General features: G+C 71.9%; 19 protein-coding genes and 1 tRNA gene. 9 read left to right on the forward strand and 11 right to left on the reverse strand.

Annotated elements, in window-relative coordinates:
- Positions 1-147: 147 nt before the first annotated feature.
- From ABZ117_RS15105 to ABZ117_RS15115, 3 genes are all read left to right on the forward strand, one after another.
- A complete protein-coding gene (locus ABZ117_RS15105) occupies positions 148-972 on the forward strand; it encodes an NAD(P)H-binding protein (protein ID WP_356820842.1) in 825 nt (274 codons plus the stop codon).
- Between the two features lie 174 nt (positions 973-1,146).
- Positions 1,147-2,541: a pyridoxal-dependent decarboxylase gene (locus tag ABZ117_RS15110; RefSeq protein ID WP_356820844.1), complete on the forward strand. Its 1,395-nt coding sequence runs from the start codon at positions 1,147-1,149 to the stop codon at positions 2,539-2,541.
- Positions 2,538-3,950: a SidA/IucD/PvdA family monooxygenase gene (locus ABZ117_RS15115; RefSeq protein ID WP_356820846.1), complete on the forward strand. Its 1,413-nt coding sequence runs from the start codon at positions 2,538-2,540 to the stop codon at positions 3,948-3,950. Before ABZ117_RS15110 ends, ABZ117_RS15115 begins: the two co-directional genes overlap by 4 nt.
- A 70-nt stretch (positions 3,951-4,020) precedes the next feature.
- Here the strand turns inward: ABZ117_RS15115 and ABZ117_RS15120 are convergent, their stop codons facing one another.
- Positions 4,021-5,826, reverse strand: a complete 1,806-nt coding sequence (locus tag ABZ117_RS15120; RefSeq protein ID WP_356820848.1) for a 5'-nucleotidase C-terminal domain-containing protein — start codon at positions 5,824-5,826, stop codon at positions 4,021-4,023.
- 216 nt (positions 5,827-6,042) lie between these two features.
- On the opposite strand from ABZ117_RS15120, the gene pyk reads away from it, so the two are divergent.
- Positions 6,043-7,488 (forward strand): pyruvate kinase, encoded by a 1,446-nt coding sequence (gene pyk / locus ABZ117_RS15125; protein WP_356820850.1) that lies wholly within the window; start codon positions 6,043-6,045, stop codon positions 7,486-7,488.
- A 92-nt stretch (positions 7,489-7,580) separates the two neighbouring features.
- On the opposite strand, the gene ABZ117_RS15130 is transcribed toward pyk, so the two are convergent.
- Positions 7,581-7,655 (reverse strand) — tRNA-Leu (locus ABZ117_RS15130).
- A 100-nt stretch (positions 7,656-7,755) separates the two neighbouring features.
- Here ABZ117_RS15130 and ABZ117_RS15135 point away from each other — a divergent pair.
- The gene (locus ABZ117_RS15135; protein ID WP_356820852.1) at positions 7,756-8,412 is read left to right on the forward strand and encodes a response regulator; all 657 of its coding nucleotides are present in this window, start codon (positions 7,756-7,758) and stop codon (positions 8,410-8,412) included.
- Positions 8,413-8,503: 91 nt separating this feature from the next.
- Here the strand turns inward: ABZ117_RS15135 and ABZ117_RS15140 are convergent, their stop codons facing one another.
- The 5 genes from ABZ117_RS15140 to ABZ117_RS15160 all read right to left on the reverse strand — a co-directional run bounded on the left by ABZ117_RS15140 (position 8,504) and on the right by ABZ117_RS15160 (position 14,256).
- Positions 8,504-9,220, reverse strand: a complete 717-nt coding sequence (locus ABZ117_RS15140) for an ABC transporter ATP-binding protein (RefSeq protein ID WP_356820854.1) — start codon at positions 9,218-9,220, stop codon at positions 8,504-8,506.
- Positions 9,217-10,128: an ABC transporter ATP-binding protein gene (locus ABZ117_RS15145; RefSeq protein WP_356820856.1), complete on the reverse strand. Its 912-nt coding sequence runs from the start codon at positions 10,126-10,128 to the stop codon at positions 9,217-9,219. The genes ABZ117_RS15140 and ABZ117_RS15145 overlap by 4 nt, the downstream gene beginning before the upstream one ends.
- A gap of 5 nt (positions 10,129-10,133) precedes the next feature.
- Positions 10,134-11,969 (reverse strand): branched-chain amino acid ABC transporter permease, encoded by a 1,836-nt coding sequence (locus tag ABZ117_RS15150; protein WP_356820859.1) that lies wholly within the window; start codon positions 11,967-11,969, stop codon positions 10,134-10,136.
- Positions 11,970-11,974: 5 nt separating this feature from the next.
- Positions 11,975-12,904 (reverse strand): branched-chain amino acid ABC transporter permease, encoded by a 930-nt coding sequence (locus ABZ117_RS15155; protein WP_356820861.1) that lies wholly within the window; start codon positions 12,902-12,904, stop codon positions 11,975-11,977.
- A gap of 113 nt (positions 12,905-13,017) precedes the next feature.
- Entirely contained in the window at positions 13,018-14,256 is a 1,239-nt protein-coding gene (locus ABZ117_RS15160) for a branched-chain amino acid ABC transporter substrate-binding protein (RefSeq protein ID WP_356820863.1), read from the reverse strand.
- 458 nt (positions 14,257-14,714) lie between these two features.
- On the opposite strand from ABZ117_RS15160, the gene ABZ117_RS15165 reads away from it, so the two are divergent.
- Positions 14,715-14,912, forward strand: coding sequence for a hypothetical protein (locus ABZ117_RS15165; RefSeq protein ID WP_356820865.1), 198 nt, complete (start codon positions 14,715-14,717; stop codon positions 14,910-14,912).
- 283 nt (positions 14,913-15,195) lie between these two features.
- Here ABZ117_RS15165 and ABZ117_RS15170 read toward each other — a convergent pair whose 3' ends face one another.
- From ABZ117_RS15170 to ABZ117_RS15180, 3 genes are all read right to left on the reverse strand, one after another.
- A complete protein-coding gene (locus tag ABZ117_RS15170; protein WP_356820866.1) occupies positions 15,196-15,699 on the reverse strand; it encodes a hypothetical protein in 504 nt (167 codons plus the stop codon).
- A gap of 640 nt (positions 15,700-16,339) precedes the next feature.
- Complete coding sequence (locus ABZ117_RS15175) at positions 16,340-16,831, reverse strand: hotdog fold thioesterase (RefSeq protein ID WP_356820868.1); 492 nt, start codon at positions 16,829-16,831, stop codon at positions 16,340-16,342.
- A 43-nt stretch (positions 16,832-16,874) separates the two neighbouring features.
- On the reverse strand, positions 16,875-19,187 hold the full coding sequence (locus tag ABZ117_RS15180) for an FdhF/YdeP family oxidoreductase (RefSeq protein WP_356820870.1): 2,313 nt from the start codon (positions 19,185-19,187) through the stop codon (positions 16,875-16,877).
- A 147-nt stretch (positions 19,188-19,334) separates the two neighbouring features.
- Between ABZ117_RS15180 and polA the strand changes: the two genes are divergently transcribed.
- Positions 19,335-22,061: a DNA polymerase I gene (polA, locus tag ABZ117_RS15185; protein ID WP_356820872.1), complete on the forward strand. Its 2,727-nt coding sequence runs from the start codon at positions 19,335-19,337 to the stop codon at positions 22,059-22,061.
- Between the two features lie 365 nt (positions 22,062-22,426).
- A complete protein-coding gene (locus tag ABZ117_RS15190) occupies positions 22,427-22,828 on the forward strand; it encodes a hypothetical protein (RefSeq protein ID WP_356820874.1) in 402 nt (133 codons plus the stop codon).
- Here the strand turns inward: ABZ117_RS15190 and ABZ117_RS15195 are convergent.
- Positions 22,746-23,606, reverse strand: coding sequence for a DUF4184 family protein (locus ABZ117_RS15195; RefSeq protein ID WP_356820876.1), 861 nt, complete (start codon positions 23,604-23,606; stop codon positions 22,746-22,748). The two genes, ABZ117_RS15190 and ABZ117_RS15195, sit on opposite strands and share 83 nt — an antisense overlap.
- A 316-nt stretch (positions 23,607-23,922) precedes the next feature.
- On the opposite strand from ABZ117_RS15195, the gene ABZ117_RS15200 reads away from it, so the two are divergent.
- Positions 23,923-25,737, forward strand: coding sequence for a lytic transglycosylase domain-containing protein (locus tag ABZ117_RS15200; protein ID WP_356820878.1), 1,815 nt, complete (start codon positions 23,923-23,925; stop codon positions 25,735-25,737).
- Positions 25,738-25,748: the final 11 nt, after the last annotated feature.

Below are 25,748 nucleotides of genomic sequence, written 5' to 3' on the forward strand. Positions count from 1 at the left end.
GCGGCGTAGGCCCGAGGCGCGGGACCGGGGGCGGGCGTAGGTCCGACGACGTAGGGCACGGCTGGTACCTGGCGACGATGCCGGGGACCGGCCGCCGTCCCTAGGCTCGGGCTTCAGAGATCAGCCCAGCCCCCGAAAGGCGGCATCGTGATCGTAGTGACCGGCGCGACCGGCAACGTAGGCCGTGCCCTCGTCGACCGTCTCCTCGCCGCGGGACAGCCCGTCCGCGCGCTGACCCGCGACCCGGAGCGGGCCGAGCTGCCCGCACCCGCGGAGGTGGTGGCGTTCCGGCCGGACGAGCCCGCCGCCCTGTTCACCGGGGCGACGAAGCTCTTCCTGTACGCGCAGGCCGGCACCGCCCCGCTGCTGGCGGCGGCCCGCGCCCACGGGGTGCGCCACGTCGTCCTGCTCTCCAGCGGCGTCATCCAGGAGGGCGCCGACGAGACCCACCCCATCCACGTCATGCACGCCACCGCCGAGCGGCAGATCCAGGACAGCGGGCTCGCCTGGACGTTCCTGCGCCCCAACGCCTTCGCCACCAACGCGCTCCAGTGGGCACCGCAGATCCGCGCCGGCGACACCGTCCGCGGCGTCTTCGCGGACGGGCTCTCCGCGCCCATCCACGAGGACGACATCGCGGCCGTCGCCGAGCGCGTCCTGCTCGACGACGGGCACGAGGGCGCCGCGTACCGGCTGACCGGACCGGCGGCGACCAGCAACGCCGGCCAGGTCGAGGCCATCGGCACCGCGCTCGGCAGGAAGCTGACGTTCGTGGAGACGGACCCGGCCGGCGCGGGCCCGGAACTCTTCCCGCACGTGCCGCCGCAGATGCTCGAACGCCTGCTGCGCACCTTCGCCGAGACCGTCGGCGTGCCCCCGGAGATCACCGGCACCGTCGAGCAGCTCACCGGCACCCCCGCCCGCCCCTTCGACGAGTGGGCCCGCGACCACGCCGGGGACTTCCGGGCGTAACCGGCGGGAGCGCGCGCGACCACCCTCCCCACGGGGTCTCCCGGGACGGCAGTACACACTTTCGGGTTCCGTTGACCGGGCTTCCGGGACGCAGGGCACCCTTCCGGTACAAGCTGGAAGTCCACCCACAAGCCGGAAGCCCGCTGGACGTTCCCGTGCCCGCCAGGAGAGCCCATGAGCGCAGGACACTCCCCGCACCTGCCGCCGCTCGCCTCCGGGCCCGGCGGCACCGACGCCCTGCGGCCCCTGCTCACCACCGTGCTGGACGCTCTCGCGGCCGGCGCCGCCCGGCGCGGCGGACCGCTGCCCGCCGGCGGACCCGACGCCGTCGCCGCGCGCGTCGCCGACGCCCTCGGGGACGTCCTGCCGGACACCGGCGACCCGGACGCCCTGCGCACCCTCGTCCAGGCCCTCGCGGCGGGCGCCGCCGACCCCGCCGACCCGCTGTGCGCCGCTCACCTGCACTGCCCGCCGCTCGCCGTGGCCACCGCCGCCGACCTCGCCGTCGGCGCCCTCAACCCCTCCCTGGACTCCTGGGACCAGGCCCCGGCCGCCTCCGCCCTGGAAGCCACGGTCGCCCGCACCCTCGCCCGCACGGCCGGCCTCGCCGACGCCCTCGTCACCACCGGAGGCACCGAGTCCAACCTGCTCGCCCTGCTGCTCGCCCGCGAGGCCCACGGCGGCAGCGTCCGGCTGGTCTGCGGGGCGGGCGCCCACCACTCCCTGCCCCGCGCCGCCTGGCTGCTCGGCCTGCCCGACCCGGTCGTCATCCCGGCACCCGACGGCACCCTCGACCCGGCCGCCCTGGACGGAGCCCTGGGCGCGCTCTCCGGCCCCCTGCTGGTGGCGGCCACCGCCGGCACCACCGACGCCGGTCTGATCGATCCGCTCCCCGAGATCGCCGCCCTGTGCGCCACCCACGGCGTCCGGCTGCACATCGACGCGGCCTACGGCGGGGGCCTCCTCTTCAGCGACCGGCACCGCGGCAAGCTCGCCGGGCTCGACGCGGCCCACACCGTCACCCTCGACCTGCACAAACTCGGCTGGCAGCCGGTCGCCGCCGGCCTCCTCGCCGTCGCCCACCCCCACGAACTGGCCCCCCTCCAGCAGCGCGCCGGCTACCTCAACGCCGACGACGACACCGACGCCGGCTTCCCCGACCTCCTCGGCCGCTCCCTGCGCACCACGCGCCGCCCCGACATCCTGAAGATCGCCGTCACCCTGAGAACACTGGGCCGCGGCGGCCTCGGCGCCCTGGTCGACCAGGTCTGCGCCCTGGCCCGCGAGTTCGCCGCGCTGGTCCGCGAGCACCCCGGTTTCGCGCTGTACGACCGGCCCGACATCAGCACCGTCCTGTTCCGCCCGGCCGAGGCCGACGACACCGCCGTGGCCACCGCGCGCCGCAGGCTGCTGTACGAGGGCCGGGCCGTCCTCGGCCGCGCCCGGCTCGACGGCCGCCTCTGGCTCAAGGCCACCTTCCTCAACCCCCACACCGGGCCGGACGACCTGGCCCGCCTGCTCACGCTCGTCGAACTCGCCGCACTCGCCGAAGGAAGCACCCCCGGATGACCCACCCCCCACGCCGCGACCCCGCCTCCCCGCGCGACCTGGTCGGCATCGGCATCGGCCCCTGCAACCTCTCCCTGGCCGCGCTCGCCCAGCCGCTCGCCGAACTCGACGCGGTCTTCTACGAACAGCGTCCCGGCTTCGACTGGCATCCCGGGCTGCTCATCGACGGCGCCACCGTCCAGGTGCCGTTCCTCGCCGACCTGGTGACCCTCGCCGACCCCACCAGCCCCTGGAGCTTCCTCAATTACCTCAAGAGCCGCGAGCGGCTCTTCCCGTTCTACTTCACCGAGCGCTTCCACATCCAGCGCACCGAGTACGACGCCTACTGCCGCTGGGTCGCGCGGCAGCTGCCCGGGCTGCACTTCCGCCACCAGGTCGACGCCGTCCGCTGGAACCCCGAGCGGGAGGTGTTCGAGGTCGACCACACCCAGCTCGACGCCGACGGCGAGGCCGAGGCCCTCGGCCGTACGCACACCCGCAACATCGTCCTCGGCATCGGCACCGCCCCCTACGTGCCCGACCCCCTCAGACCCCTGGTGGAGACGCCGGGTGTGCCCGTCCTGCACGCCGCCGACTACCTCGACCACCGTGACGCCGTGCTCGCCGCCGGGCACGTCACCGTCGTCGGCTCCGGACAGTCCGGCGCCGAGGTCTTCCTCGACCTGCTGCGCCACCGCCCGGCCGGCCGGGAAGGGCTGCACTGGATCGGCCGCACCGAGGCGTTCGCGCCGATGGAGTACTCCAAGCTGGGTCTGGAGCACTTCACGCCCGACTACACCCGCTACTTCCACGCCCTGGCCGAGCCCGTCCGGGACCGGCTCGTCGCCGCCCAGTGGCAGCTGTACAAGGGCATCGACGCGGGCACCCTCGCCGCCATCCACGACGAGCTGTACCGCCGCTGCCCGGACGGCGGCTGGCCCGACGCGGTCCTCACCCCCGGTGTCCGCGTCCGCACCGCCGGCCGGATCGCCACCACCCAGGTGGAACTCCACCTGGAACACCTCCAGCAGGGCAGCCGGTCCCGGCTCACCACCGACGCCGTCGTCCTCGCCACCGGCTACCGCGAGCGTCCCCTCGGCCGCATCCTGGCCGGGCTCGACCCCTACATCCGCCGGGACAGCGGCGGACGCCCGCGGATCGACGAGGAGTTCCGGCTCGTCCTGGACCCCTCGGTCACCGGCTCGGTCCACGTCCAGAACGCCGAGCTGCACACGCACGGCGTCGGCGCACCCGACCTCGGCCTGGCCGCCTGGCGCAGCGCCACCATCCTCAACTCGCTCACCGGCAAGGAGGCCTACCCGCTTCCCGCCCGCACGGCCTTCACCAGCTTCGGACTCCGGGAACCCGCGGGCCGGGTCCCGCAGAGCAGACCCGCCGGACGGCTGACCCCGCTGGTCGAGGGCAGGTGACCCGCCGCGCAGGCCCCGACGGCCCGGCGCCGGCACCCGCGCGGGCGGGCACCGACGCCGTTGACGTCGCTCAGAACACCGGCGTGCCGTTGCGCACCAGCTTCCAGTCCACCGACGCGAAGTCCTTCGGGTCCAGGATCCCCTTCGCGGTGACCCACTCCGCGATCCGGGTGCGGATCTCCGTGGACTCCGACCACAGCTCCTTGGCGGTGGCGACGTACGGGAAGGCGCCGCCGCCGTTGGCGCGGTAGTTGTTCACCGCGAGCACGAACTGCTGGGCGTCGTCGAGCGCGGCCCCCTGGAACGTCAGGTTCTTGATCCGCGACCCGGCCGGCTGGGCGATGTCGATGTCGTACGACAGGCCGGAGACGTAGTCGTAGTTGTAGTCCGGGCGGCCACCGGCGTTGGTCAGCTTCTCGACGTCCACCGTGGCGTCGGCGGCCGTCCGGACGTAGTACTCCGCCGAGTACTCCAGGTAGGCGCGCACCTGGGCACCCGTCAGCAGCTTGGCCACCAGCGTGTTGTCGTACACGTACAGGCTGGACAGGGCCCGGATGGTGACGTCGCCGGCCGGGATCTCGGAGGTCCTGGAGAACGGCGAGGCCTGGGCGATCACCGGCAGCGAGGCGTACGCGGTGCCCGCGAGCGCCGCCTTGACCACGTCCTCCTGGACCTTGGTGATCAGGTCGATGATGGGGGCGTCCTTGTAGCGGGCCTCGACCGTGGTCAGGGTCTCGGTGGCCCGGCCCACGACCTGGTTGACGTACGCGACGACCTTCTGGTGCTCGTCGGTGAGCAGCTTGGTGATCTTCGGGTCGTCGGCGACGGAGCTGGAGTCGCGCAGCGAGGCGGAGACCGACTCGACCTCCCAGCGGCCCTTGCCGAACACCAGCTCGATGTCGAAGAGGGTGAGCCGCTCGGCGTAGCACAGGGGCTCGGAGAGGACGACGGTCCGGCCCGTCTTCTCGTTGACGACCTTCAGCTCCGGGATCTCCAGGTGCGCGTGGCCGACCAGGATCGCGTCGATGCCGGGCACCTGCCGGGCCACGTCGGCGGCCGCGTTCTCCACGTACGGCACCTGGTCGCCGTACGACGACGTGCCCGACGTACCCGAGTGCGCCGAGACGACGACCACGTCCGCGCCCATCGACCTCAGCTTCGGCACCCACTCGGCGGCCTGCTCCACCAGGCCCGGGAACGCCAGCTTGCCCTGCACGTACGCCTTGTCCCAGATCGCGATGCCCGGGTTGGTCAGACCGAGCACGGCCACCCTGACCGGCCTGGCGCCCGGCACGTGGAACGTCTTCATGACGTACGGCGCGAAGGCGGGCCGCAGCGTCCTCGCGTCCACGGCGTTGGCGCCGAGCAGCGGGAAGCGCAGCTGCGACTCGAACTTCCGCAGCGTCTCGATGCCGTAGTTGAACTCGTGGTTGCCGAGCGCCGCCGCGTCGTACCCGATCGCGTTCATCGCCCGGGCCATCGGGTGCACCGGGCCGCCCTCGGCGGTGATCGGGTCCACCTTGGCGTAGTAGTAGGTCAGCGGAGTGCCCTGGATGGTGTCACCGGCGTCCAGCAGCAGGGTGTTGCAGCGGCCCTTCTCGGCGCGGACCTGCTCCACCAGGGTGGAGATACGGGCGAGCCCCATGGCGTTGCCCGCCTTGTCGGCGTACTCCGCGTCCTTGAAGTAGTCCCAGTTGAAGACGTGGCCGTGCAGGTCGGTGGTGCCCATGACGGTCAGGGAGTACCGCTTGGCGGGGTGCGGGGGCTTCGTGCCGTCCGCCGCCCGGGCCGCCGGAGCCGCCGCCGCGCCGGCGACCGCCACTCCCGCTCCGGTGGCGGCGGACTTCTTCAGGAACTTCCGGCGGTTCAGCGGCATTCTCGGTCTCCTTGGCGCATGGTCGACGACGCGCGTAGATTCTGACCTGAGCATGACCTGTGTCAACAGGTCCGGCAGGTTGCGATCTGATGACCATCGCTCATCGGAGCGCACCGGCACTCAATTCAACACTTGTCAATGTCCCTTTGCCGAAAGTCTGTTGAGTAGACACGCGGGGCCAATTCTCTACCCGCGGGTAAGCCCTAGGCTCGACGTATGCGCCGAGCAAAGATCGTCTGTACTCTGGGGCCCGCCACCGACTCGTACGACCAGATCAAGGCACTGGTCGAGGCCGGAATGGACGTCGCCCGGTTCAACCTCAGCCACGGCACCCACGCCGAGCACGAGGAGCGGTATCAGCGGGTGCGGAAAGCGGCGGACGAGACCGGCCGCAGCGTCGGAATGCTCGCCGACCTTCAGGGCCCGAAGATCCGGCTCGGCCGCTTCGCCGAAGGACCGGTACTGCTTGAACGCGGCGACCTCTTCACCGTCACCGTGGAGGACGGCGTCGAGGGCGACCGCCACCGGTGCGGCACCACCTACGCGGGCCTCGCCGCCGACGTCGCCCCCGGTGAGCGCATCCTCGTCGACGACGGCAAGGTCTGCCTGGAGGTCACCGCCGTCGACGGCCCCCAGGTGCACACGCGGGTGGTCGAGGGCGGCGTCGTCTCCGACCACAAGGGGCTGAACCTCCCCGGTGTCGCCGTCTCCGTCCCCGCCCTGTCCGGGAAGGACGAGGACGATCTGCGCTGGGCGCTGCGCACCGGCTTCGACCTGATCGCCCTCTCCTTCGTGCGCAGCGGCCGGGACGCCGAGGACGTCCACCGGATCATGGCGGAGGAGGGCCGCCGCCTGCCCCTGATCGCCAAGATCGAGAAGCCGCAGGCCGTGGAGAACCTCGACGGCATCGTGGCCGCCTTCGACGCGCTGATGGTCGCGCGCGGCGACCTGGGCGTGGAGATGCCGCTGGAGGAGGTGCCGATCGTGCAGAAGCGCGCGGTCAAGCTGGCCAGGCGCAACGCCAAGCCGGTGATCGTCGCCACCCAGATGCTCGACTCGATGATCGACAACTCGCGGCCGACCCGCGCCGAGGCCTCCGACGTGGCCAACGCGGTGCTGGACGGCACGGACGCGGTCATGCTCTCCGGCGAGACCAGTGTCGGCAAGTACCCGGTCGAGACCGTGCGCACCATGGCGAAGATCGTCGAAGCGGCCGAGGAGGACATGCTGGCCAAGGGCCTGCCGCCGCTGACCGAGCAGAACAAGCCGCGCACCCAGGGCGGCGCGGTCGCCCGGGCCGCCGCCGAGATGGGTGACTTCCTCGGCGCGAGGTTCCTGGTGGCGTTCACCCAGTCGGGCGACACCGCCCGCCGGCTCTCCCGCTACCGCTCGCCGATCCCGCTGCTCGCCTTCACCCCCGAGCCGGCCACCCGTTCCCAGCTCAGCCTCACCTGGGGCGCGGAGACCTTCCTCGGCCCGCACGTCGAGTCGACGGACGCCATGGTCGAACAGGTGGACGAGCTGCTGCTGAAGTACGGCCGGTGCCGGAAGGGCGATGTCGTGGTGATCACGGCGGGCTCCCCGCCCGGCGTCTCCGGCTCGACCAACCTGGTCCGGGTCCATCACATCGGCGAGGACGACAGCCCGGAACAGACCCCGTAACGGCCGGGGACGACAAGGGGCCCCTCACCCGAGGGGCCCTCTTCCATGCTGACCTTGGAAACCGAATGCTGACCTTGGAAACCAAGGAAAAGTGCCCCGGGTCGGACTCGAACCGACACTGTACGGGTTTTGAATCCGTTGCCTGCTGCCAATTGGGCTACCGGGGCTCGCAGGATCGAAGGTTCCCCCCGACCCTCCGCGCGTCCACCATACCGTAGCTAGGTAGGCTCTTGTCAGCAGCGCCCCTGCCCCGAACGAGGAGCCCCCGTGACCGCCGAGTCGCCCCAGCCCGTAGACGTGCCCGACGACGACAAGTCGCACGTGCCTCCGCTGACGACCCGCGTCGTCATCGCCGAGGACGAGGCTTTGATCCGGCTGGACCTCAAGGAGATGCTCGAGGAAGAGGGGTACACCGTCGTCGGCGAGGCCGGGGACGGTGAGCAGGCCGTCGAGCTGGCCCGCGAGCACAAGCCGGACCTGGTCATCCTGGACGTGAAGATGCCCAAGCTGGACGGCATCTCCGCGGCCGAGAAGATCGCCGAGGAGTCGATCGCGCCGGTCCTGATGCTCACCGCGTTCTCCCAGCGCGACCTCGTCGAGCGCGCCCGCGACGCGGGTGCCATGGCGTACCTGGTGAAGCCGTTCAGCAAGAGCGACGTCGTCCCGGCGATCGAGATGGCCGTCTCCCGGTTCACCGAGCTGAAGCAGCTGGAGCAGGAGGTCGCCGACCTCACCCAGCGGCTGGAGACCCGCAAGCTGGTCGACCGCGCGAAGTCCATCCTCCAGACGGAGTACGGCCTGACCGAGCCGGCCGCCTTCCGCTGGATCCAGAAGACCTCCATGGACCGGCGCATGTCGATGCAGCAGGTCGCCGAGGCGGTCATCGCGGACAGCGAGGAGAAGAAGTCCGCGAAGACCGACTGACCGGCGCCGCCCCGCCACCGACGAGTGCCCCGCGCCCGGAAGGGACGCGGGGCACTGTGCCGACCGGCCGCGGGAGCCGGTCCTCGCCGAGCTAGTCCTCGCCGAGATAGGCCTTGCGCACCGACTCGTCGTGCAGCAGGTCCTGGCCCGTGCCGGACAGGGCGATGCTGCCGACCTCCATGACATGACCCTGGTCGGCGAGCGAGAGCGCCGCCTGGGCGTTCTGCTCGACCAGCAGGATCGTCGTGCCCTGGGACTTCAGTTCGGCGATCGTCGACATGATCTTCTGCATCATGATCGGCGACAGTCCCATCGACGGTTCGTCCAGCATCAGCAGCTTCGGCCGGGACATCAGCGCCCTGCCCATCGCCAGCATCTGCTGCTCACCGCCCGAGAGGGTGCCCGCGGCCTGCTTGCGGCGCTCCCCGAGGATGGGGAACAGGTCGTAGGCGCGCTGGATGTCCTTCTCGATGCCCGGCTTGTCGTTGCGCAGGAACGCGCCGAGGCGCAGGTTGTCCTCGATGCTCATGCGCGGGAAGATGTGCCGCCCCTCGGGGGAGTGGGCGAGACCCAGCGACACCACCTGGTGCGCCGGGACCTTCTTCAGCGACCTGCCGTTGAACCTGATCTGTCCGCCGACCGGCTTCAGCAGGCCGGACAGCGTGCGCAGCGTGGTGGTCTTGCCGGCGCCGTTGGTGCCGATGAGGGTGACCACCTGACCGGCCTCGACCTTGAAGGAGATCCCCTTGACGGCCTCGATCTTGCCGTAGGCGACCCTCAGGTCCTCTACTTCCAGCAGTGCGGTCATCGGTCGTCCTCCTTGCCGGGCGCGGCGTCCGTCGTGGTCCCGGCGTGCGCCTCGGCGGCCTCGACCTCGGCCACCTCCTCGGCGCCGGGCGCGTCCTCGAAGGGCTCGCCGAGATAGGCCGCGATCACGCGCTCGTCGCCCTGGACGGTCGCGCTGTCACCCTCGATCAGTTTCTCGCCCTGCACGAGCACGGCCACGCGGTCGCACAGGTTGAAGATGAACCGCATGTCGTGCTCGATGACGAGGACGGCGATGCCCATGTCCCGGATGGCGAAGACCAGTTCCTCGGTGACCCGGGTCTCCTGCGGGTTCATGCCGGCCGTCGGCTCGTCGAGCAGCAGCAGACCGGGCTCGCTCGCCAGGGCGCGGGCGATCTCCAGCTTGCGCTGCTCGCCGTAGGGCAGGTTGCGGGCGAGGTGCTCGGCCTTGTTCTCCAGGCCCACGAACCGCAGCAGTTCCAGGGCCCGTTCCCGGGAGGCCTTCTCGGCCCGGTGGAAGCCCGGCCCGCGCAGCACCGCCGACCAGAAGCCCTCCTTGGTGCGGGTGTGCCGGCCGACGAGCACGTTCTCCAGGACCGTCATGTTGGCGAACAGCCGGATGTTCTGGAACGTCCGCGCGATGCCGGCCGCGGTGACCTTGAAGGACTTGGGCGGCAGGACGGCGCCCTTGTAGCGGACCTCGCCCTCGGTGGGGACGTACAGGCCGGTCAGGCAGTTGAAGAAGGTCGTCTTGCCGGCGCCGTTGGGGCCGATCAGGCCGACGATCTCGCCGGCGTTGACGGTGAGGTCGACGCCGCGCACGGCGGTCAGACCGCCGAAGCGCATGGTCACGCCGCGGGCGTCGAGGACGGTCTCGCCGGGCCGGGTGGCGCCGGCTGCGGTGTCCTTCGTGGTGGTGTCGGTGGTCATGGTGGTCAGGCCCCCGCCTTCGTCAGGAGGGTGGGTGCTTCCGCCTCTTCGTGGAACTCGAGCTGGCGGCGGCGGTTGGGGATGAGGCCCTCGGGGCGGAACCGCATCAGCAGCACCAGCGCGAGACCGAAGGCGAAGAGCTGGTAGTTCCCGAGGAACTGGAGCTTGTTGGGGATGAGGAAGAGCAGGGCCGCGCCGATCAGCGGACCGCTGATGGTGCCCATGCCGCCGAGGACGACCGCGGCGAGCAGGAACGCGGAGTTGGGCGGGATGGGACCGGCGAACAGGTACTGCTCGGGCGTCACCGTGTAGGTGACGTGGGCCTGGACGGTGCCCGCGAGACCGGCGAGCGAGGCGCCGACGGCGAAGGCGATCAGCTTGACCCGGAAGCCGTTGATGCCCATGGCGAGCGCGGCGGTCTCGTCCTCGCGGATGGCGACCCAGGCGCGTCCGATGCGGGAATCACCGCTGCGCCGGAAGACCAGCACCACGACCGCGGTGATGATCAGCATCAGGAAGAAGTAGTTGGCGAACCGGCCGATGGTGAAGCCGCCCATGGCGTGCTGGGCGCCGAAGTCGAAGCCGAGGACGTCGAGGTTGGGGATCGACGAGATGCCGTTCGAGCCGTTGGTGAGGTCGGGCCCGGAGGTGCCGTCGAGGTTGTTCGCCGTGATCCGGAAGATCTCACCGAAGCCGAGGGTGACGATGGCGAGGTAGTCGCCGCGCAGCCGCAGCGTCGGGGCGCCGATCAGCACGCCGAACACGAGCGAGGCGGCGGCGCCGACGAGGACGGCCGCCCAGAACGGGAAGTGGACGTGGAACGGCGAGCTGGGGGAGCCGGAGACCAGGGCCGCCGCGTAGGCGCCGACGCCGAGGAAGGCGACGTAACCGAGGTCGAGGAGGCCGGCGAGGCCGACGACGATGTTCAGGCCCAGGGCGACGGTGGCGAAGATCAGGATGTAGACGCCGAGAGTCGCGTACTGGTCGTTCGTCTGGGTGAAGGGGAACAGCGCCGCCGCGACGAACGCGCCGCAGGTGGTGATGTTCTGGTGCCGGGAGGTGATCTCCGAGGCCTGCGAGATCAGCCCCGCCTTGTTCAGGGCGGCGAAGCCGAGCCCCGCGGTGATCAGGAAGCCGACGAACAGTTCGTCGTACTCGGTGCCGATGCCGTAGGTGAAGACGGTCAGGCCGAGCCCGAGGATCGCGACGATGATCAGGATCTCGGCGTACGACGGCAGGGTGCCCACGGGCCGCGCGGGACCGGCGGCGAAGACCGCCTTGACCGTCTCCCACTGGTGGGCCAGACGGTGCTTGAACTTCTCGAGGCCGCTGTCGTCGGGGTCGGCCGGTTCCGGCTCGGGCCGCTGGAACGGCAGGGCCAGGGCGCCCGCGAAGGCGGCGAGGCTGCCGACGGCGACGAGGAAGCCGCCGGGCTCGAGGTTGACGAGGCCGCCGAGTTCGGTGCTGATCGCGAGGACCGTGTACCAGCTGGTGGCGAAGGCGGTCAGGGTGGCGAAGCGCAGGGCCGCGCCGGGCCCGGCGGGCGTCAGCCGGTCCAGGCCCCGGACGCCGTAGGCCGCCAGGGCGAACAGGGTGGCGAGGAGCGCGCCGATGAGGACGAGGACCTGGAGGCCGCCCGGGTAGCCGTAGACGGTGAGGTCGCCGGGGAAGTCCGAGGTCCACGTCCAGGCGAGGAAGGTGGAGACGACCGTCAGCACGCTGCCGCCGAGGGCGAGGGCGCGGCCGGCCTTCTCCGGCAGGGGCAGCAGCCCGGACGGGGCGGGGGCCGCGGCGGTGCCGGGGGTGCCGGGGGTGTCGGGTGCGGTGGTCTGTGTGGTCATCGGTCTCACGCCCTGTCCGCGACGCGCTCGCCGAGCAGGCCCTGTGGCCTGAACAGCAGTACGAGGATGAGGAGTACGAAGGCCCAGACGTCGGCCCAGGACTGGCTGCCGAACTTGTCCATGCCGGGGATGTCGGCGATGTAGGCGGTGGCCAGGGTCTCGGCCACGCCGAGGACCACGCCGCCGATCATGGCGCCGTAGATGTTGCCGATGCCGCCGAGAACGGCCGCGGTGAACGCCTTCAGACCGAGGATGAAGCCCATCCGGAAGTTGATCTCGCCGTACTTCAGGCCGTAGGCGACGGCTCCGACCGCGGCGAACGCGGCGCCCAGGGCGAACGCGATCACGATGATGCGGTCGGTGTTGACGCCCATCAGCTTGGCGGTGTCCGGGTCCTGCGCGGTGGCCTGCATACCGCGGCCGGTGCGGGTCTTCATCACGAAGTAGGCGAGGACGGCCATGCTGAGGGGGGCCGCGACGACCAGGAAGATGTCACCGGTCTGAATGGTGACGCTGCCGATCTCGAAGGGGCCGCCCGGGATCTGCGGGAAGGTGCGCGCGGACTTCGCCTCCGGGTACCAGGCCCACACCGCCTGCTGGAGCGCGAGGGAGAGGCCGATGGCGGTGATGAGCGGGGCGAGCCGTGGGGCGTTGCGGAGAGGACGGTAGGCGAATCGTTCCGCCCCGACCGCGATCGCGACGGCGACGACGACGGCACCGATGATCATGAGTGGCAGCGCGATCCACATGGTGGTGCCGCCGGGAAGCCAGAGCCACACGGTGAGAGCGCCGAACGCTCCCGTCATGAATATCTCGCCGTGGGCGAAGTTGATGAGCTGGACAATGCCGTAGACCATTGTGTAGCCGATGGCGACCAGCCCGTACATGGATCCTAGTAGCAGGCCGTTGACCAGCTGCTGCGGCAGTTCGTGCACCGCATGTCCTCCGAGCGTTCGGAAAGTTCGACGGATGTGGCCGGATGCGAGTCCGCGCGGGGCGCCAGTGGAACAGCGCCCCGCGCGGCTCTTTGAGGTGGTGCGGGCGGGGGTCAGCCCGTGAAGGTACCGGACTTGACCGTCGTCCAGGCACCGTTCTTCACGGCGTAGACGGTCAGCTGCTTGTTGGTGGCGTCACCGAACTCGTCGAAGGAGACCTTGCCGGTCACACCGTCGAAGGACACGCCCTGCATGGCCGCGGTGACCTTCGCGCGGGCGTCGGAGGGAAGCTTGCCGCCGTTGGCGTCGACGACCTTCTTCACGGCCTCGATGACCGCCCAGGCCGAGTCGTAGGAGTAACCGCCGTACGCCGAGTACTCCTCCTTGTAGCCGGCGGACTTGTAGTCACTGACGAACTGCTTGGCCGAGGGCAGGTCCTCGACCGGGGCGCCGACGGAGGTGGCGAGGTCGCCGGTGCTCTCGGCGCCCGCCAGCTTCATGAAGGTGTCGTCCTTGATGCCGTCGCCGCCGACGAGCGGGACCTTGGCACCGGCGGCCTTGATCTGCTTGCTCAGCGGGCCGGCCTGCGGGTACTCACCGCCGTAGTAGACGACCTGGGCACCGGAGTTCTTCACCTTGGTGGCGACCGCGGAGAAGTCCTTGGCGTCGGGGTTGATGTGCTCCGTGCCGACCACCTTGCCGCCGAGCTTCTTGAACTCGTCGGTGAAGGTGGCGGCCAGGCCCGCGCCGTAGGTCTTCTTGTCGTCGATGACGAAGACCTTCGTCTTCTTGGCGGTGTTGTAGACGTACTGGGCGGCGAACGGGCCCTGGATGGCGTCCGTGGTCGCGGTGCGGAAGTACGCCTTGTACGGGCGGACCTTCTTGTTCTGCCAGTCCGTGCCCTGGGTCAGGGCGGGGCCGGTGTTGGCCGGGGAGACCTGGACCAGTTTGTTGTCGTCGAAGACCTTCTGCATCGACTCGGCGACCGAGGAGTTCAGCGGGCCGACGACACCGAGGACGTTCTGCTCCGACACGAACTTGGAGGCGTTCTGCTGGCCGGCCGAAGGCTGGGCCTGGTCGTCGAGGGCCTCGACCTTGAAGGTGACGCCCTTGACCAGGTTCTGCTTGTTGGCGTTCCTGGCGGCGAGGTCCGCCGAGTTCTTGATGCCGAGGCCCATGGCGGACAGGTCGCCGGTCAGCGGGGCGTCGACGCCGATGACGACGGTGCTGCCGCCGTCACCCTTGCCGGAGTCCGAGCCCTTGTCGCCGCTGTCGCGCGAGCCGCAGGCGGTGAGAGTGAGCGCTCCCGCCGCCAGCGCGGCGGTGATGGCGATAAGCGAACCTTGACGCACGATCAGTCCTTTCCCCAGGCACAACCGCCTCCCCATGGAAACGGCCGAGTCGCGCGCCGCGCTGAAGTGAGATTCCGATGGCGCGGTGACTGGCCGTGACTCTAGGCGTGTGTGGGGAACGTGGAGGAGTGTCTGGCCAAGGCTGTGACGCTCTTGTTATGACACGACGTAATGCAGAGCGGTACGACGTGGGGGGAACGGACGAATTCAGGTGGATTCGCGCTGTCCGCATTCTGAGAACCCGCAGGACCTGCCATGATCCAACCAGGCGTCTCAGGCGTTTTGCTGATTACCGAACTCTGTTGCCGCAGGCTACTTCCACGGCGTGGGGGAGGTGCTGCGCGTATCGGCCCCCGAGGATGAAGCTCTGTACCTGTATTGCGCGCGCATTACGCAGAGTTACGTCGAGGAAAGGGAGCCCGGCGTGCCAGGGGACTTCTCCGCATTTCGTCACGTGCATGGTGACCGTGATCTCGCGCGCCGCACCCGCGACTGTCCGCCACGGAGCGGGCGGCCGTGTCGTCAGGGACAGCCCCGCGTACGGCTGGGCCACGCGCGTCGCCGTGACCGGCGGCCCCGAGGCCACGCTCAGCAGGACCGAGAAGCTGAAGCTGCGCGGCCGGGCGTCCGCCGGAGGGGGCCGGTCCTCCAGGTAGGTCACGTCCACCACCTGCGAGGGGTACGGGACCTCGGGGTGCGGGCGCGTGGGGCGCGGGGGCGGCTGCTGCGGCTGCTGCGGCTGCTGCGGCCGCGTGGCGTAGAGCGCGCCGCCGGCCCCGAGGAGGGCGGTCGCGGTGACCACCGCCAGGATCGTCCGCCGGTGGCGGGCGTACCGGGCGGCCACGGCCGCGCGCGTGCGGCCGGCCGGACGGGGGCCCCGCGGCTGCCGGGTGTCCCACGCGCGCGTGCCCTCACCGGGCTCCGGCGGGCCGACGCCGCTCATGTCCAGGGACCTTCGCTCGGGGGCCCGTGACGGTAGCGTTCGGTGCACGCCCGGCGGGTCTGACGGTCGATCAACTGATCTGCTGCCACGGGTCCTTGGCGCCGCAGGGTGACGCGCGCCGCGTCCACGACGTCCCGCAGGATCTGGTACTGCCCATGGGACAGGCCCATCGACTGGTAGTCGCCGTAGGTGTCGTCGCCGAGCGCCCTGCGTGACCAGTACGCGACGATCCTGGTGCACAGGTCGGTGTCGGAGGCGGCAGAGGGCGATGCGGGTGCCGGGGCGGACGCGGACGCGGGTCCGGTGCCGCCGGAGGGTGGGTGCGTGGAGCGGCCGGTGGCGCCGGAGGCTGCCTGCGCGGAGCGGTCGGTGACGCCCGGGGGTGGGTGCGCGGAACCCTCGGGTCCGCCGCAGCCCGTCGCGCACAGCGACACCGGCACCGCCAGCAGCCCGCACACCAGGAACCTCACCCCCGGCCGGGGGCCTCCTCGCCGTCCCATGTGCCGAAGCTAAGGGGAGGGACGGCGGGGGGCAACGCTCCGGCGGGCCGGGCTTCGCCCTCCGGCCGCGCGGGGGCGGCGCTCCGCCGGGGGATGGGCTGAGCTTCGGCCTCCGGGCGGGCGGACGGTGACGCTCCGCCGGGGACGGGCTGAGCTTCGCCCTCCTGCCGCGCGGGGTGACGCTCCGCCGGGGGCTGGCTCAGCTCACGCCTCCGGCGGCGCGGGGTGGCGCTCCGCCGGGGACGGGCCTTCGGCTTCCGGCCGCGCGGGGGTGACGCTCCGCCGGGGGACGGGCTGAGCTTCCGCCTCCGGCCGGGCGGACGGTGACGCTCCGCCGGGGACGGGCTGAGCTTCGCCCTCCTGCCGCGCGGGGTGACGCTCCGCCGGGGGCTGGCTCAGCTCACGCCTCCGGCGGCGCGGGGTGGCGCTCCGCCGGGGACGGGCCTTCGGCTTCCGGTCGCGCGGGGGTGGCCCTCCGCTGGGGACAGGCCGGGCTTCGGCCTCCGGCCGCGCGGGGGTGACGCTCCGCTGGGGATGGGCTGAGCTTCCGCCTCCGGCCGGGCGGGCGGTGACGCTCCGCCGGGGACGGGCCGGGCTTCGCCCTCCTGCTGCCCGGGGTGCCGCTCCGCCGGGGGCTGGCTCAGCTTTCGGCGGACCGCGCGGGCGTTCCCTCGCCCGGCTGGACGTCCCGCAGCAGACAGGTCAGCCGGGCGGTGCAGACCCGCCGGTCCTCCTCGTCGCTGATCACGATCTCGTACGTCGCCGTCGACCGGCCCCGGTGCACCGGCGTGGCCACGCCAGTCACCAGGCCCGAGCGGACCCCCCGGTGGTGCGTGCAGTTGAGGTCCACACCGACCGCGATCTTCGAACTGCCGCCGTGCAGCATGGAGCCGACCGAGCCCAGCGTCTCCGCCAGCACCGCGGAGGCACCGCCGTGCAGCAGGCCGTAGGGCTGGGTGTTGCCCTCCACCGGCATCGTCCCGACGACCCGGTCCGCCGAGGCCTCCACGATCTCCACGCCCATGCGCGTGCCGAGATGACCTGCCGAGAACAGGGCCGGCAGGTCGACACCGAGCGCCGCGTACTCGTCGAGGATCTCCTGCGGGAACTGCACTCGCTGCTGCTCGCCCATCGGCCGGCTCCGTTCGTCCACCTGTCTGCTGCTGAGCAAACGCTCAGTCGGCCGCCGATTGTTCCAGACGGCTCCCCGCGTCCCCGGTGTGGGCTTCGAGGCGTACGACGACGGACTTGCTGGCGGGGGTGTTGCTGGTGTCGGCGGTGGCGTCCAGCGGCACCAGCACGTTCGTCTCGGGGTAGTACGCCGCCGCGCACCCGCGCGCCGTCGGATAGAGCACCACCCGGAAACCGGGCGCCCGCCGCTCCACCCCGTCCCGCCACTCGCTCACCAGGTCGACGTACGCGCCCTCGGCGACCCCGAGCGCCCGCGCGTCCTCGGGACGCACCAGCACCACCCGGCGCCCGCCCGTGATACCGCGGTAGCGGTCGTCCAGCCCGTAGATCGTGGTGTTGTACTGGTCGTGCGAGCGCAGCGTCTGCAACAGCAGCCGGCCCTCGGGCAGCGCGGGGTACTCCACCGGCGCCGCCGTGAAGTTCGCCCGGCCCGTGGCGGTCGGGAAACGGCGCTCGTCGCGCGGGGCGTGCGGCAGCGCGAAACCGCCGGGCCGGGCCACGCGCGCGTTGAAGTCCTCGAAACCGGGGATCACGCGCGCGATGCGGTCCCGGATCGCCGCGTAGTCCTTCGCGAACTCTTCCCACGGTACGACGCTGCGCCCGCCGAGCACCCGGCGCGCCAGGCCGCAGACGATGGCCGGCTCGGACCGCAGATGAGGGCTCGCGGGCTTCAGGCGCCCGCGCGAGGCGTGCACCATGCCCATCGAGTCCTCGACGGTCACGAACTGCTCACCGCTCTCGCGCACATCACGCTCGGTGCGGCCCAGGGTGGGCAGGATCAGCGCCCGCGCGCCGGTGACCACGTGCGAGCGGTTCAGCTTCGTGGAGACGTGCACGGTCAACCGGGCACGCCGCATCGCGGCCTCGGTGACCTCGGTGTCGGGGGAGGCCGAGACGAAGTTGCCGCCCATGGCGAAGAAGACCTTCGCCTCCCCGTCGCGCAACGCGCGGATGGCCCGTACGACGTCGAGACCGTGCTCGCGCGGCGGCGTGAACCCGAACTCCTTCTCCAGGGCGTCCAGGAAGGCCGGGGCGGGGCGCTCGAAGATGCCCATGGTGCGGTCACCCTGGACGTTGCTGTGCCCGCGCACCGGGCACACGCCCGCGCCCGGGCGGCCGATGTTGCCGCGCAGCAGCAGGAAGTTGACCACCTCGCGGATGGTCGGGACGGAGTGCTTGTGCTGGGTGAGGCCCATGGCCCAGCACACGATGGTCCGCCGCGAGGCGAGGACCATGCCCAGCGCCTGCTCGATCTCCGCGCGCGTGAGCCCGGTCGCCGCGAGCGTCTCGTCCCAGTCGGCGGCACGCGCGGCCTCGGCGAACTCCTCGAACCCGTGCGTGTGTTCGCGGACGAACTCCTCGTCGACCGCGCCGTCCGTCTCCAGGACCAGCTTGTTGAGGAGCCGGAAGAGCGCCTGGTCACCGCCGATGCGGATCTGGAGGAACAGGTCGGTGAGCGCGGCGCCCTTGAGGAGGCCCTGCGGGGTCTGCGGGTTCCTGAAGCGCTCCAGGCCCGCCTCCGGCAGCGGATTGACGCTGATGACGCGCGCGCCGTTCGCCTTCGCCTTCTCCAGCGCGGACAGCATGCGCGGATGGTTCGTGCCCGGGTTCTGGCCCGCGACGATGATCAGGTCGGCCTGGTACAGATCCTCCAGCAGGACGCTGCCCTTGCCGATGCCGATGGTCTCGTTGAGCGCGGACCCCGACGACTCGTGGCACATGTTCGAGCAGTCGGGGAGGTTGTTCGTGCCCAGCTCGCGCGCGAAGAGCTGGTACAGGAACGCCGCCTCGTTGCTGGTGCGGCCCGACGTGTAGAAGACGGCCTCGTCCGGGGAGCCGAGGGCGGCGATCTCCTCGGCGATGATGTCGAAGGCGCGGTCCCAGCCGACCGGCTCGTAGTGCGTGCCGCCCTCGGGGAGATACACGGGGTGCGTGAGCCGGCCCTGCTGTCCCAGCCAGTAGCCGCTGCGGCCGGCGAGGTCCGCGACCGGGTGCGCGGCGAAGAACTCGGGCGTGACCCGGCGCAGGGTGGCCTCCTCGGCCACGGCCTTCGCGCCGTTCTCGCAGAACTCCGCCGCGTGCCGGTGGTCCGGCTCCGGCCAGGCACAGCCCGGGCAGTCGAAGCCGTCCTTCTGGTTCACCCGCAGCAGCGTCAGCGCGGTGCGCCGCACCCCCATCTGCTGCTGCGCGATCCGCAGCGTGTGCCCGATGGCCGGCAGCCCCGCCGCGGCGTGCTTCGGCTCCCCGACCTGCGGCGCGTCCTGAACCGGATCACCCTTGGGCGGCTTCGTCGCCATCGCACGCTCCCCTTCGACTGCGCGTGACAAGTACGCCGACGATCCTCCCACGGCCCACTGACAGCGCCGCCGGGCAGGCCGGCCGCGGGGAGGCGGGGCCGAGGCGCCCGGTCCGGACTGTCAGTGCGGCGTGGCAGGATCGGGGACGTGGCAGAAACAGCATCGAAGCAGACCGACAGCACCCCCGGCGGCAAGCGCCCCCGGCTGATGCTCATGGACGGGCACTCGCTGGCCTACCGCGCGTTCTTCGCGCTGCCCGCGGAGAACTTCACCACCGCGACCGGCCAGCCCACGAACGCGATCTACGGCTTCGCGTCGATGCTGGCGAACACCCTGCGTGACGAGGCCCCCACGCACTTCGCGGTGGCCTTCGACGTCTCGCGCAAGACCTGGCGCTCCGAGCGGTTCACCGAGTACAAGGCGAACCGCTCCAAGACCCCGGACGAGTTCAAGGGGCAGGTGGAGCTGATCGGCGAACTGCTCGACGCGATGCACGCCCAGCGCTTCGCCGTCGAGGGCTTCGAGGCGGACGACATCATCGCCACCCTCGCCACCCAGGCCGAGGCCGAGGGCTTCGAGGTGCTGATCGTCACCGGCGACCGCGACTCCTTCCAGCTGGTCACCGAGCACACGACGGTGCTCTACCCCACGAAGGGCGTCTCGGAGCTGACCCGGTTCACCCCGGAGAAGGTTCTCGAGAAGTACGGCTTGACGCCCGCCCAGTACCCCGACTTCGCCGCCCTGCGCGGCGACCCGTCCGACAACCTCCCCGGCATCCCCGGCGTCGGCGAGAAGACCGCCGCCAAGTGGATCAACCAGTTCGGCTCGTTCGCGGAGCTGGTGGAGCGGGCCGACGAGGTCAAGGGCAAGGCCGGCCAGAATCTCCGCGACCACCTGGAATCGGTCAAACTCAACCGCCTCCTCACCGAACTGGAGCGCCAGGTCGAGCTGCCCAGGGCGGTCACCGAGCTGGAGCGGGCCCCGTACGACCGCAAGGCCGTCGCGATGGTCCTGGACACCCTGGAGATCCGCAACCCGTCCCTGCGTGAGCGTCTCTTCGCCGTCGACCCCGGCACGGAGGAGGCCGAGGTTGCCCCGGTCGCCGCCGACGGCGTCGAGATCGACGGCAGCATCCTGAGCACGGGCGAGCTGGCCCCCTGGCTCGCCGGGCACGGAACCGGCACCCTGGGCGTCGCCACCGTCGGCACCTGGGCGCTGGGCGCCGGCTCGGTCGCCGAGGTCGCCCTCGCCACGGCCGGGGGAGCGGCCGTCTGGTTCGACCCGTCCGAGCTGGACGAGGCCGACGAGAACGCGTTCGCGGCCTGGCTGGCCGACGCCGGCCGCCCCAAGGTGTTCCACAACGTCAAGGGCGCCATGCGCGTCTTCGCCGAGCACGGCTGGAGCGTCGAGGGCGTCCGCATGGACACCGCGCTGGCCGCGTACCTGGTCAAGCCGGGCCGCCGCTCCTTCGACCTGGACGCGCTGTCCATGGAGTACCTCCACCGCGAGCTGGCCCCCGCCGCCGCGGCCGACGGCCAGCTGGCCTTCGGCGCGGACGAGGGCGCCGAGGCCGAGGCGCTGATGATCCAGGCCCGCGCGGTCCTCGACCTGGGCGAGGCCTTCGAGGGCCGCCTGGCGGAGGTGGGCGCCGCCGACCTGCTCCGCGACATGGAGCTGCCCACGTCCGCGCTGCTCGCCCGCATGGAGCGGCACGGCATCGCGGCCGACCGCGCGCACCTCGAGGCCATGGAGCAGATGTTCGCCGGCGCGGTGCAGCAGGCCGTGAAGGAGGCGCACGCGGCGGCCGGCCACGAGTTCAACCTGGGCTCGCCCAAGCAGCTCCAGGAGGTCCTCTTCGGCGAGCTGGCCCTGCCGAGGACGAAGAAGACCAAGACCGGCTACACCACCGACGCCGACGCCCTGGCCTGGCTCGCCACCCAGACCGACAACGAACTGCCGGTGATCATGCTCCGGCACCGGGAGCAGGCCAAGCTCCGCGTCACCGTCGAGGGCCTGATCAAGACCATCGCGGGCGACGGCCGCATCCACACCACCTTCAACCAGACGGTGGCCGCGACCGGCCGGCTCTCCTCCACGGACCCGAACCTCCAGAACATCCCGGTCCGCACCGACGAGGGCCGGGCGATCCGCCGGGGCTTCGTGGTCGGCGAGGGCTTCGAGTCCCTGATGACCGCCGACTACAGCCAGATCGAGCTGCGGGTGATGGCCCACCTCTCCGAGGACGCGGGCCTGATCGAGGCGTTCACCTCCGGCGAGGACCTGCACACCACGGCCGCCTCCCAGGTGTTCGGCGTCGAGCGCGACGCGGTCGACGCGGAGATGCGGCGCAAGATCAAGGCCATGTCGTACGGCCTGGCCTACGGCCTGTCGGCGTTCGGCCTGTCCCAGCAGCTGAACATCGAGGCGGCCGAGGCCCGGGCCCTGATGGACGCCTACTTCGAGCGCTTCGGCGGGGTCCGGGACTATCTGCGCCGGGCGGTCGACGAGGCCCGGGCGACGGGCTACACGGCGACCCTCTTCGGGCGCCGCCGCTACCTCCCCGACCTCAACAGCGACAACCGCCAGCGCCGCGAGGCGGCCGAACGCATGGCCCTCAACGCGCCCATCCAGGGCACCGCAGCGGACATCGTCAAGTTCGCCATGCTGAAGGTGGACAGCGCCCTGCGGGCAGCCGGCCTCACCTCCCGCATGCTCCTCCAGGTCCACGACGAGATCGTCCTGGAGATCGCCCCCGGCGAACGGGCGGCCGCGGAGGAGATCGTCCGCCGCGAGATGGCGAACGCCGTCCACCTGAGAGCGCCGCTGGACGTCTCCGTGGGCGTGGGCCCGGACTGGGAATCGGCAGCCCACTAGGTCCTGTCGTCGAACTCCCGCCGTTCGCCCGGAGGGCGGGCTCTGCGGCCTCAGGTGCGTGCTCTCGGCGCGGTGGACGTACTCGGGTCGGGGCCCGGTGCGGCGAGAGTGCGTGCACGGCGTCGTGGAGCAGGCGGGAGTTCGACGAGGTCTAGACCACGACCCACGGGGCCGGGGCGTCACGGCCGGCGGGCTGCGACGCCCCCTCCGGCGCAATCCGCGGTGCCGAAACGCTCGGTACCCCCTCCCACCTGCGCGCGGTGCCGGAAGCCGCGCGGCAGGGGCGGGTGTTTCGCGCAGCGGCCGTCACTCTCGTGGCCCCCGTCAGAACGCCCGCCACCCCCCACGGCCGCAACACTGCGGGCATGGGTATACGCATGCTTCACCGCCGGACGCCCGAGGCAATGGCCCGGGACCGGGCGGACACCTTCTCGGCGCAGGCCATGCCCCCCTCGCGGGTCCCGGTTCTCGCGGCCGACGCAAGCACCGCCCGCATCCCGGCGGACCTGGCCGTCACCGTCCGCAGGGCCGCCAGGAACCTACGGCGCCGGCTCGGCGGCCGTACGGCCCGCATCCCCGACCGGCGCCTGTGGGCCGACCTGGCCCGCGGCTACCTCGCCCTCGCGCTCACCCAGATCCCGAGGGCACGCCCCCGGCACACCCTCACCGTCTTCGTGGCGTCCCTCACCGAGCGACCGGCCGCTCCCGGCCGGCACCGGCCGCCTCCCCACGAGCCCCGGGAGCAGCGGCCGGACGCCGGAACCTGACCCCGACGGCGTACAGCAGCAGCCCCGGCACCACCCCGGCGCCCACCCCGAAGCACAGGGTGGGCACCAGCTCCCACGGCCGCACCGCCGCCCCCTGCTGCTCCCACCACCCCGCCGCCCGCTGCGCCGCCCCGGCCAGCGCGCAGCCGCCGATCACCGCGAGCGCCCACCACCGGTCCCGTACGGACAGCACGGGCACCCCCGCCGGCACCCCGTCCGGTGCCCGCCGCAGGGCGCGCACCAGGAACAGGGCGATCGCCACGGCACCCGCCACGGACGACCCGTACTGAAGCCACGTGAACAACGGCATGCCCGCCGGACGGTCCCGCCCGATGGCCGGGACCAGCCGCGTCCCCCACCGGCCGTGATGCGTGAACGCGTCCCACACCACGTGGGTGAGCGCGCCGAGCACCGCGGAGCCGTACCACCGGCCCGCCGCGCAGACGCCCGGGCGCGCGCGTGGCGCACCGAGGCGCAGCAGGGCGGCGGCCCCTGCCTGCCGGGCCGCCGGCAGCAGCGCGAGCAACGGTTCCCGGACCAGCAGCCACAGTCCCGTGAGCGCGCAGGCGATGAGGACGTCGACGGTGACGACACCCGTGAACGAGTGCGTGAGCGTGCCGGACTCCATGCCGCCCGGCAGGATCCCGGCCGCGTAGTAGGGCACGTCGGGCGCGAAGGAGCCGGTGACGAGCACCGCGGGCACCAGCCGGCCCCGGCCGCTCCCGTCCCGGCGGACCGCGGGCAGCACGGCTGCCGCGTGGCTGAGTGTGAACGGCAACGCAACCCCCTGGAGCGGTCGCCGGGCCGGGACACGGCACCGGTGATCGAGTCCGCCCAGTATGCGGGACCGCGGTGCGGGCGCGTTGCCGCCGACGACCGCCGGCCGGCCGCTGAAATCGGGCCCGAACGGGTGCCCGCTCACAGCAAGTTGTCGTAGGGTCACCTGCGTCACCGTGCCGACGCGCGGTCGAACGCATATCGCACACATGGAAATGCGGAACAGGGGCAACCACAGCACCGGGTCAACCGTCACACCAGAGCGAGGCAGTCAGGCGGAGACGGACGCACGGACGTCCATGGGAGGGGTTCACTTCATGGCGGCGCATTTCGGCAGGCGACTGCGCAAGGGAGCGGCGACCACCGCCGTGGCCGCGGCGGCGGTCGCGGCTCTCTCCGCGTCCCAGGCTCCGGGAGCGGCCGGCGAGGAACACGGCAGACAGACGGCAGCCGGTGCCGCCGTACCCGCGCCGGACACCGACGGCAACGCCACCGGCAACTCGCCGTACTACACGGACCTGCCGCCGCTGAACAGCCCCAGCCCGAGCCCCTCGTCGAGCGCCGGCCCCTCCGGTCCCGTCAGCAGGGCCGAGGGCGGCATCCCGGCCACGGTCCTGGACGCGTACAAGAAGGCCGAGGCCGACCTGCGCACCGCCGTACCCGGCTGCAACCTGCCCTGGCAACTGCTCGCCGCCATCGGCAACGTGGAGTCGGGGCAGGCCCGCGGCGGCCAGGTCGACGCCGGCGGCACCACGCTGCGCCGGATCCTCGGCCCGCAGCTCGACGGCAACGGCTTCGCGCTCATCGCGGACACCGACGGCGGCGCGTACGACGGCAACAGCGCGTACGACCAGGCCATCGGCCCCATGCAGTTCATCCCGTCCACCTGGGCCTGGGCCGGCCGCGACGGCAACGGCGACGGCAAGAAGGACCCCAACAACGTCTACGACGCCGCGCTCGCCGCGGGCCACTATCTGTGCCGCAACGGCTGGGACCTGTCCCACGAGGCCGACCTGCACCGGGCGATCCTCAGCTACAACAACTCGCAGGACTACCTCGATCTGGTCCTGAACTGGATGGAGTACTACCGCAAGGGCACCCACTCCATCCCCGACGGCACCGGCGGGGTGCCCGAGCACCGCAGCGACACGGATTCCGGCCTCCCCATGTCCCCGCTGCCCACGCACCCCACGACGACCGAGCCCGCCCCGAAGCCCGAAAGGCCCGGTAAGCCCGGCAAGCCCGGCAAGGACGACGGCAAGGGCGGCCACGGCAACGGCGGCAACGGCAACGGCGGGAACGGCAACGGCAACGGCGGGCATGAGACGCCCGATCCGAAGCCGCCGACGCCGCCCGTCCCGCCCACGCCCCCGCCGTCCAACACCGACCTGGTGGACCACCTGGAGGACGCGGGCACGGGGAAGCTCACCGCGATGGCCGGCGACGCCTTCACCGAGCGGATCAGCGCCCGCGCCGAGACCAAGGTGGGCAAGTCGGTGGCCAAGGTCAGGCTCCGGTTCACCATCACCGGCGGCACCGACGCCACCTTCACCGGCGGCGAGACCGTGGCCACGGTCGCCACCGACGCCAAGGGCGTCGCGCTGGCCCCGGCGCTCCAGGCCGGTGAGAAGACCGGCGACTTCAAGGTCACCGTGTCCGTCGTGGGCCGCCCGGCCAAGGGCGTCGACTACACCGCCTCGGTCACCGCGCGCGCCGCCGACACCCTGGCCCGCACCAGCGACACCCCGCTGACCTGTGCCCCGGGCGGCGAGTTCGCCGGCCAGGTCCAGGTGAAGGCGACGTACCTGGGCACCGTCGCGGACAAGGTCGCGGCCACCGCCACCCTGGTCAAGTCGGCGGCCGACGCCACCGAGAACGACAAGGGCCCCTACTTCAAGGACGCCGACGGCAAACCCGTACGCACCCTCACCACCCTGGAGACGGACGACAAGGGCCTGCTCACCCTGCCGAAGCTGTACGCGGACGACACCGCCGGCACCTTCCTGCTCCGCATCACCACCACCGGCGGCGCGACGCTCACCGTCGAACTGAAGGTCGCCCCCGCCGAGTCCCCGAGCGCCCCGTCCCCGAACCCGACCACGCCGTCCCCGACCGGGTCCGCCTCCTCCTGAGCCCGGCGCAC

It is taken from the genome of Streptomyces sp. NPDC006309, from assembly GCF_040613095.1.
Lineage (GTDB): Bacteria > Actinomycetota > Actinomycetes > Streptomycetales > Streptomycetaceae > Streptomyces.

Coding starts and splice junctions, on each gene's coding strand:
- ABZ117_RS15110 (WP_356820844.1), top strand. CDS start 1,147: ATGAGCGCAGGACACTCCCCGCACCTGCCGCCGCTCGCCTCCGGGCCC.
- ABZ117_RS15115 (WP_356820846.1), top strand. CDS start 2,538: ATGACCCACCCCCCACGCCGCGACCCCGCCTCCCCGCGCGACCTGGTC.
- ABZ117_RS15120 (WP_356820848.1), bottom strand. CDS start 5,826: ATGCCGCTGAACCGCCGGAAGTTCCTGAAGAAGTCCGCCGCCACCGGA.
- pyk (WP_356820850.1), top strand. CDS start 6,043: ATGCGCCGAGCAAAGATCGTCTGTACTCTGGGGCCCGCCACCGACTCG.
- ABZ117_RS15140 (WP_356820854.1), bottom strand. CDS start 9,220: ATGACCGCACTGCTGGAAGTAGAGGACCTGAGGGTCGCCTACGGCAAG.
- ABZ117_RS15145 (WP_356820856.1), bottom strand. CDS start 10,128: ATGACCACCGACACCACCACGAAGGACACCGCAGCCGGCGCCACCCGG.
- ABZ117_RS15150 (WP_356820859.1), bottom strand. CDS start 11,969: ATGACCACACAGACCACCGCACCCGACACCCCCGGCACCCCCGGCACC.
- ABZ117_RS15165 (WP_356820865.1), top strand. CDS start 14,715: ATGGTGACCGTGATCTCGCGCGCCGCACCCGCGACTGTCCGCCACGGA.
- ABZ117_RS15170 (WP_356820866.1), bottom strand. CDS start 15,699: ATGGGACGGCGAGGAGGCCCCCGGCCGGGGGTGAGGTTCCTGGTGTGC.
- ABZ117_RS15175 (WP_356820868.1), bottom strand. CDS start 16,831: ATGGGCGAGCAGCAGCGAGTGCAGTTCCCGCAGGAGATCCTCGACGAG.
- ABZ117_RS15180 (WP_356820870.1), bottom strand. CDS start 19,187: ATGGCGACGAAGCCGCCCAAGGGTGATCCGGTTCAGGACGCGCCGCAG.
- ABZ117_RS15190 (WP_356820874.1), top strand. CDS start 22,427: ATGGGTATACGCATGCTTCACCGCCGGACGCCCGAGGCAATGGCCCGG.
- ABZ117_RS15200 (WP_356820878.1), top strand. CDS start 23,923: ATGGCGGCGCATTTCGGCAGGCGACTGCGCAAGGGAGCGGCGACCACC.